Source organism: Dokdonella sp. (assembly GCF_049593775.1).
In the GTDB taxonomy this organism is placed as follows: Bacteria; Pseudomonadota; Gammaproteobacteria; order Xanthomonadales; family Rhodanobacteraceae; genus Dokdonella.
Map to the genome: position 1 here is coordinate 1 of NZ_JBAWHJ010000398.1, position 7,836 is coordinate 7,836.

At 58.6% G+C, this 7,836-nt stretch carries 6 protein-coding genes and 2 pseudogenes; 1 reads left to right on the forward strand and 7 read right to left on the reverse strand.

Going from position 1 to position 7,836, the window contains the following annotated elements; all coding sequences use genetic code 11:
* Positions 1–7: 7 nt before the first annotated feature.
* From maiA to hppD, 5 genes and pseudogenes are all read right to left on the reverse strand, one after another.
* A pseudogene (gene maiA, locus WBP53_RS13625) lies at positions 8–373 on the reverse strand (maleylacetoacetate isomerase); the annotation flags it as partial.
* A gap of 39 nt (positions 374–412) precedes the next feature.
* Complete coding sequence (locus WBP53_RS13630) at positions 413–1,402, reverse strand: fumarylacetoacetate hydrolase family protein (RefSeq protein WP_423929809.1); 990 nt, start codon at positions 1,400–1,402, stop codon at positions 413–415.
* A 24-nt stretch (positions 1,403–1,426) separates the two neighbouring features.
* Positions 1,427–2,734 carry a homogentisate 1,2-dioxygenase gene (hmgA, locus tag WBP53_RS13635; protein WP_423929811.1) on the reverse strand — a complete coding sequence of 436 codons (1,308 nt, stop codon included), beginning with the start codon at positions 2,732–2,734 and terminating at the stop codon, positions 1,427–1,429.
* Positions 2,735–2,835: 101 nt separating this feature from the next.
* Positions 2,836–3,192, reverse strand: a pseudogene (locus WBP53_RS13640) (endonuclease domain-containing protein); the annotation flags it as partial.
* 181 nt (positions 3,193–3,373) lie between these two features.
* Positions 3,374–4,471 (reverse strand): 4-hydroxyphenylpyruvate dioxygenase, encoded by a 1,098-nt coding sequence (gene hppD / locus WBP53_RS13645; RefSeq protein WP_423929813.1) that lies wholly within the window; start codon positions 4,469–4,471, stop codon positions 3,374–3,376.
* 86 nt (positions 4,472–4,557) lie between these two features.
* On the opposite strand from hppD, the gene WBP53_RS13650 reads away from it, so the two are divergent.
* Positions 4,558–5,013, forward strand: coding sequence for a MarR family winged helix-turn-helix transcriptional regulator (locus WBP53_RS13650; protein WP_423929815.1), 456 nt, complete (start codon positions 4,558–4,560; stop codon positions 5,011–5,013).
* 205 nt (positions 5,014–5,218) lie between these two features.
* On the opposite strand, the gene WBP53_RS13655 is transcribed toward WBP53_RS13650, so the two are convergent.
* Together WBP53_RS13655 and WBP53_RS13660 are read right to left on the reverse strand one after the other, a co-directional pair.
* Positions 5,219–6,733 (reverse strand): peptide MFS transporter, encoded by a 1,515-nt coding sequence (locus WBP53_RS13655; protein WP_423929817.1) that lies wholly within the window; start codon positions 6,731–6,733, stop codon positions 5,219–5,221.
* Between the two features lie 112 nt (positions 6,734–6,845).
* Positions 6,846–7,691 (reverse strand): tryptophan 2,3-dioxygenase, encoded by an 846-nt coding sequence (locus tag WBP53_RS13660; RefSeq protein WP_423929819.1) that lies wholly within the window; start codon positions 7,689–7,691, stop codon positions 6,846–6,848.
* Between the last annotated feature and the right edge of the window lie 145 nt (positions 7,692–7,836).

Genomic DNA, 7,836 nt, shown 5'->3' on the forward strand with positions numbered 1-7,836 from the left:
CCCGTTACAGAAATTGCATCACGCGCAGGTTGTTGAGCGGATGGATGTCGCAAGCGACCACCTGGGCCAGAGCACGAACCCGCGCGCGCTCTCGTGCCGTGGACGGCAGCAGGGCAACGGTCTCCGAATAGGCCTCATCGAGATACTCGATGATGGCCATTGATTGACGAAATACTCTTTCGCCATCAAGCAGGGTCGGGACGGTTCCTTGCGGATTGATCTCGCGGTAGGCCTTGGTGTGCTGTTCACCGCCCAGGTTGACCAGATGTACCGGGATGATCTCGTACGCGAGCTGCTTGAGGTTCAAGGCGATGCGCACGCGATAGGCAGCACTGGATCTCCAGTAGCTGTACAGCTTGATTGACTCCGTCATGCGCCCTCCTCGCCTACCGCGAACGACCCCATTATCGGGTCAGGCCGGGGTGTACTTCTCCACGACCTGATCGATGGCACCGAATATCGAATGACCGGTAGCATCCGTGACGTCGATTCTGACGCGGTCACCGAACTTCAGGAACGAGGTGGCCGGCTTTCCGTCGCGCAAGGTTTCCACCGTACGCTGTTCGGCGAGACACGACGCTCCTTTTGAAGTGTCCTCGTTGGCAATCGTACCTGATCCGACGATGGTTCCGGCACTCAGGGGTCGGGATTTCGCCACGTGGGCTATGAGGTCGGCAAAACTGAACTGCATGTCTACACCTGTATCCGCTTCCCCGAACCACTCGCCGTTGATCCAGGTACGCATGGGCAGGTGCAACTTGGAGCCCTTCCAGGTATCGCCCAGCTCATCCGGCGTTGCGAGGACGGGCGACAGCGCCGAACGTGGCTTGGATTGCACGAAGCCAAAGCCCTTGGCCAGTTCCCCAGGAATCAGGCCACGCAGCGATACGTCATTGACCAGACCCACGAGCTGGATGTGACCAGCCGCTTTCTCCGGCGACACACCCATTGACACGTCATCGGTAACGACGACCACTTCGGCCTCGAGATCGATACCCCAGTCCTCGCTCTCTGCGAGGATCGGATCACGCGGGGAAAGAAACCCTGCACTGGTGGCCTGGTACATCAGTGGATCGGTATAGAAGCTCTCCGGTACTTCTGCACCTCGCGCACGGCGCACGCGCTCGACATGGGGCAGATAGGCGCTGCCATCCACGAATTCGTAGGCGCGCGGCAACGGCGAAGCCAGTTTGTCGATATCGAGATCAAAGGCGTCCGCAGCCTTGCCGGCCTGCAGCCCTTCGAACAGGGCATTGAGACGCGGCGCGACACTGCCCCAGTCTTCGAGGGCGAGTTGCAGGGTTGCGGCGATTCCGCTTGCGCGAACGCCACGTGTCAGTTCGCGATTGACCACGATCAAGGTCCCGTCGCGACCACCTTCCTTGAGGCTGGCAAGTTTCATTGAGTTTGGTTTCCTGTGTTTGGATCAGCGATTTTTCGGGTCGAAGTGCTTGCGCAGGCCTTGCCAGCATTCGAAGTAATCGCGCTGAAGCTGCGTGGATTCCAGCGCCTGTCGCGTTGGATGTATCACTGCCCGCGTCTCGAACATGAAAGCCATCGTATCGGTGATGTGGTCGGGTTGCGAGGTATCGGACACGCTGGCCTTTTCGAAGCTGGCTGCGTCCGGTCCGTGGCCCGACATGCAATTGTGCAGGCTGCTGCCACCCGGCTCGAAACCGCCGGCCTTGGCATCATACGCACCGTGGATCAGACCCATGTATTCGCTGGCGATATTGCGATGGAACCACGGCGGACGGAACGTGTCCTCGGCACAGAGCCAGCGCGGCGGGAAGATCGCGAAATCGATGTTCGCCGTGCCGGGTGTGTCGCTGGCCGAGGTCAGTACGGTGAAGATTGAAGGGTCCGGATGGTCGTAGCTGATCGAGCCCACCGTATTGAACAGACGAAGGTCATAGCGGTAGGGCGCATGATTGCCATGCCAGGCGACGACATCCAGAGGCGAATGCCCGATCGCGGCGCTCCAGAGATGGCCCTGGAATTTGGCAATCAGCTCGAACTCGCCTTCAACATCCTCGAAGGCTGCGACTGGCGTTTCGAAATCTCGCGCATTGGCCAAACCGTTCGAGCCAATCGGGCCAAGCTCTGGCAGGCGCATTGCGCTACCGAAGTTCTCGGCCACGTAGCCGCGCGAGTTTCCGTCCGGCAGATCGACGCGGAAGCGGATGCCGCGCGGAATCACCGCGATTTGTTGAGGCTCGACTTCTAGCATCCCCAGTTCGGTGGCCAGCACCAATCGACCAAGCTGCGGCACCAGGATCATTTCCGCGTCGGCATTATAGAAATAGCGCCCCTGCATGGAGCGATTGGCTGCGTAGACATGGATGCCAATCCCGGCTTGTGCTGCAGCGCCTCCATTTCCGGCCATGGTGTAAAGGCCATCGATGAAGTCGGCAGGTGTCGAAGGCAGGGTTGGCGGGTTCCAGCGCAACTGGTTGGGCGATGTTGGCGATTCGCCAAACACGTTGTGAAAATGCCCCGGCTCGCATTTCACGAATGGCTTGTGCATCGACGCCGGGCGGATGCGATACAGCCAGCTGCGCTGGTTGTGCGAACGCGGGGCCGTGAACGCCGTGCCGGAAATCTGCTCAGCGTAGAGGCCATACGGCGCGCGCTGTGGAGAATTGCGACCTTCGGGCAAGGCGCCAGGCAAGGCCTCGGTGGCGAATTCGTTGCCGAAGCCGGTTTGGTAGTGTCCGCTTGCTTGTTCAGTCATCTTCTTCGCTCGGTAGGCCCTCTCTCGCCGCCAGAGCGATTGGGGTGAAGGCTCGACTCCATGGTTCCTTTCCCCTCGGGAGTGGAGCTGGGGTGAGGGTACGCACCGGCGAGCTCCTGAATGATTGCCTCAGGCACTGCATCAGTACGCAACAAAACATCGTTGTTCCAGAAGCGAATCACGTTCCAACCATCGCGTTCAAGTCGGGCAGTCCTGTCTGCATCCAATGGCGCTGTGTGTTGCGAGCCGTCCAGCTCGATAATCAGGTGACGCTCCACGCAGCAGAAATCGGCAACATAGGGTGGAATCGGGTGCTGGCGGCGAAACTTGAGATCCTGGATCTGCCGACCGCGAAGTCTCGCCCAGAGCCTACGTTCTGCATCAGTGGACTCCCTTCGCAGGTTTCTGGCGTTGGCCAAGGCTTCCGTGGGCAATGGTGGCTTGATTGCTTCCAGCATTCAGGTTCCCTGGCATTCTGACTAATATCGCGAGGAATGCTTGAGCATTTGCCATCAACCGCTTTGGCAATGCAGATTCTTGCGAACCGTACCCTCGGCAACTGCTCCATGCGTTGCTCTACCTCCTGCATCCATGCAGTCGTCACCCCAGCCCTCTCCCGAGGGGAGAGGGGGCTAAAGCCTAGAGCACGCCACGCTCGATCTGGTCGCGCTCGATCGATTCAAACAAAGCCTGGAAATTGCCTTCGCCGAAGCCGGGGTTTCCCTTGCGCTGGATGATCTCGAAGAAGATCGGTCCAATGCAGTTCTTGGTGAAGATCTGCAGCAGCAATTTCTGCTTGGTCTCTGCGTCAGCATCGATGAGGATGCGGTTCTTCCACATGCGCGCCACATCCTCGCCGTGGTTCGGAATACGCTCGTCGACCACTTCGTAGTAAGTATTCGGCGTATCGAGGAAATCGATGCCCTGGGCGCGCATGGCTTCGATGGTGGCGTAGATGTCATCGGTAAAGCAGGCAATATGCTGGATACCTTCGCCGCCGTATTCGCCGAGATATTCGTTGATCTGTGATTTCTCGTCAGACGATTCGTTGAGCGGAATGCGCACCATGCCGTCCGGCGCTGTCATCGCCTTGGACACCAGGCCAGTCTTGGCACCCTTGATGTCGAAATAACGAATCTCGCGGAAGTTGAACAGGCGCTCGTAGTAGTCCGACCACTTCTTCATGTTGCCGAAGTAGAGATTGTGGGTCAGGTGATCAATGAAGGTCAGGCCGAATCCGACAGGATTCAGGTCGGCGCCTTCGATAGGTTCGTAATCGGCAGCGTAGAGATCGCCCGAATCACCGTACTTGTCGACCAGATAGAGCATGCAGTCGCCAATGCCCTTCACAACTGGCGTATCGACCGCCTTGCTTGCCGGCTTGTGGTCAATCGCTTCGCCGCCATTGGCAATGACTCGGCTGCAGACTTCGTCTGCCGGCTTGCTGAAACGAATTGCGAATCCGCACGCGCACGGGCCATGCGCCTTGGCGAAATCCGCGGCGAATGAGTCTGGGTCTTCGTTGATGAGAAAATTGACCGTGCCCTGACGGTAGACCGTGATCGGTCGCGTCTTGTGGCGCAGGACAGCGGTGAATCCCATCTGCGTGAAGTAGGCGTGCAGCTTGGCCGGCTCCGGAGAGGCGAACTCGACGAACTCGAAACCATCGATGCCCATCGGGTTCTCGAACGTCGTAACCTGCATTCCCGTATTGGCTGATTCTGGCTGGGCGCTCATGACAATTTCCTCGTGGGTTGCGCGAGTTGCGCACAGGGCCGGCTATTTTAGTTACAATTGAAACCAATCGCAAGAGGTCCAGTGCAATGCCCGGTCAAGCTCTGCTCGAACTCGAGACATTTCTACCCTATCGCCTGTCGGTGCTGTCGAACACGCTGAGCCAGGCCATTGCCCGCGTTTACGAGAAGCGCTTCGATCTTTCCGTAACGGAATGGCGGGCTATTGCCGTGCTGGGCCATTGCAGTGACATTTCCGCACGTGAAGTGGCCGAACGCACGGCCATGGACAAGGTGGCGGTAAGCCGTGCGGTTGCGCGATTGCTGGCCAAGGGGCATATCGAGCGCGGCACCGCCAGCCACGACAAGCGTCAGTCTGTGCTTCGCCTGTCCGAAGAAGGCTGGAAGATCTACGATCAAGTTGCACCGCTGGCGCTGGAACACGAGCAACGCCTGCTCGCCCATCTCAGCGAGGAAGAGCGCGAGTGGCTGGCGCGCATCCTCGATACCCTGTGGCAGGCGGAGCTGGATGAGTTGGGGCGTTAAAGGCGGAAGTCGGCAATTGATGCTGCGTACCCAGGGACATGAATCACCCGCTCAAAGCGTGCGTCGCCAACGCGGCACCAGGAAATTTCAAGGATTCAGATATGAAAAATCCGCGGCCTTTTGCAGGCCGCGGACTTCGCTTTACTCTTCAGAATGATCCTCGCCAAGGCACTCTTTGCCTGCAAGGGACAAGTTCATCCTGAACTCACTTCACTCCGTGCATCAGTTTGTTGATCAACGGGGCGATCAGGAACAGCAGCACGCCGGCACCAAGCAGCAACCAGAAGCTGAACGTGAAGCCTTCGAGTGCGGAGCCAACGGTCATGCCGGTTTCACCGCTAACGTGACCGGCGAAGATTCCGGAAAGATTGTTGCCGATGGCTGTACTCAGGAACCATCCACACATGGCCAGGCCAACGAGGCGCACCGGTGCCAGCTTGGTCACCATCGACAAGCCGATGGGCGACAGGCAGAGCTCGCCGGCCGTCTGCAGCACGTAGACCAGGACCAGCGGCCAGAATGGAATCAGGCCATCCGGGCTGACGAGATTGGTGAGCGCATACATGAGAACGAGGAATGCGACGGCATTACCCAGCAATCCGAGGCCGAACTTGCGCGGAATCGACGGCTCCATCTTCTTGCGTCCGAGATAGCCCCAGATCCATGCGGCAATCGGTGCCAAGAGCACGATGGCAACCGGATTCACCGACTGGAACCAGCCAACCGGGAAGATCCATCCACCAAACATCTCGCGATCCACGATGCCCTGGGCAAGGAAGTTGAACGAGCTGCCGGCCTGCTCGAAGAACATCCAGAACAGAACGTTGAACAGGAAGATGATGAGCATGGCGTAGACGCGATGGGTCTGTACGGTGCCATTGCGGATGGCCTCGACCAGAAGCATGACGGCGAGTCCGACAAACATAGCGGCCAGCACCCAGGCCAATGCTTCTGCGCCAACCTTGTCGATCAGCAGGTAGACGATCGGCACGGCAATGGCTGACCCGACAATGACGGCCAGCATGCTCTTGGTGCCATTGCGATCGGCTGGCGGCTCGCCGATTCCCTTCAGTTGTGCGCGACCGAACCAGAACCAGAGGAAGCTGATGATCATGCCGACGCCGGTGGCGGCGAACACGACCTTGTAGTTCTGCTGCATCGGCGTATCGGTGATGACGCTGGCAAGCCAGCCCGTGATCAGGGGAGCAACCAGTGCACCGGCGTTGATACCCATGTAGAAGATCGTGAATCCGCGATCACGGCGATTGTCGTTGATCGAGTAGAGCTGGCCGACCATGGTCGAGATATTCGGCTTGAACAGACCATTGCCGACAATGACCAGGGACAATCCGAGTACGAACAGCTCCTTGTTCGGCAACATGATCGTGAACAGGCCGGCTGCCATGATGATGGCACCCAGCAGGATTGATCGCTGGTAGCCGATGATGCGGTCGGCTACGTAGCCGCCGAACAACGCTGTTGCGTACACCAGGGCCAGGAAGGCGCCGTAAGTGCGGCTGGCATATCCCTGTCCCGACGCATCGCCATCGAAAAACTGGGCGACGATGTACAGGGTCAGTGCCCAGCGCATGCCGTAGAACGCAAAGCGTTCCCAGAATTCCGTCATGAACAGCATCCATAGCGGCCTTGGATGCCCCAGCGTGTCTTTGAAATCGCGTGGAGGTGTATCGGGTGTCTCAGCTGATGCAGCGCCGCTCATGCAGTTCTCCCTGGATGGGTATTGAATAACCGGGGGAGGATCACCGACCACTGCAGGCTACGTCAATTGCCGATTGCGTGTTGCGCCGCAGCATTGGAAGCTGTTGCTGCAACTAGCTGCCAATAACGGTGCGCACTTCGAGCAACTCCGGAAAAAACGTCAGCTCAAGGGCTTTCTTGAGAAACGCGACGCCGGATGATCCGCCTGTGCCGCGCTTGTGCCCAATGATGCGCTCCACCGTCTTCATGTGGCGGAAACGCCAGAGCTGGAAGGATTCCTCGATATCCACGAGCTGCTCGCAAAAATGGTATTCCGACCAGAACTCGTCTGCGTTCTCGTAGATGCGCTTGAATACCGGAACCAGATCTTCGCGGAAACGATGCGGTCGCGACCAGTCGCGTTCGACGCAGTCGGCAGGAATGGCGTGCCCGCAACGATGCAGGTAGCGCTGGAATTCGTCGTAGAGGCTCGGTGACTCCAGTACTTCGCGCAGTTCGCCCTGACGCTCGGGATCATGGCTAAATACCGCGAGCATGTCGGCATTCTTGTTGCCAAGCAGGAACTCGATCATGCGGTACTGGTGCGACTGGAATCCGGAAGCCGGGCCGAGCACATGGCGGAATTGCTGGTATTCGGTTGGGGTCAGGGTCTCGAGTACGCCCCATTGTTCGAACAGCTGACGCTGGATCTGCTTGACCCTGGCGAGGATCTTCAGGCTCGAATCGGTCTGATCGACCGCGAGCAAGCCTATCGCCGCCTGCAGTTCGTGGATTACCAGCTTCATCCAGAGCTCGCCCACGTGATGCTGAACGATAAACAGCATTTCATCGTGATGAGGCGGATCGCTGATCGGCTTCTGCGCGGAAAGCAGCGTATCCAGTTGCAGGTATCCACCGTAATTCAGGCGATCGCGCAGATCGGTTTCGATGCCCTGCTCCAGCTCGCGTCGGTTTTCCATGTCGGTACAGTTCTTTGCCTGGATCGAATAGGGCAAGCTACCCGAGCAAGCGACTGATCGCCAGTACCCTGCGACAACGTAGTCGATGCCCGCGTTTGCTGCGCCAAGCCTTGCGTGCCGGTGCCGTGCTTGATATCAATGAACC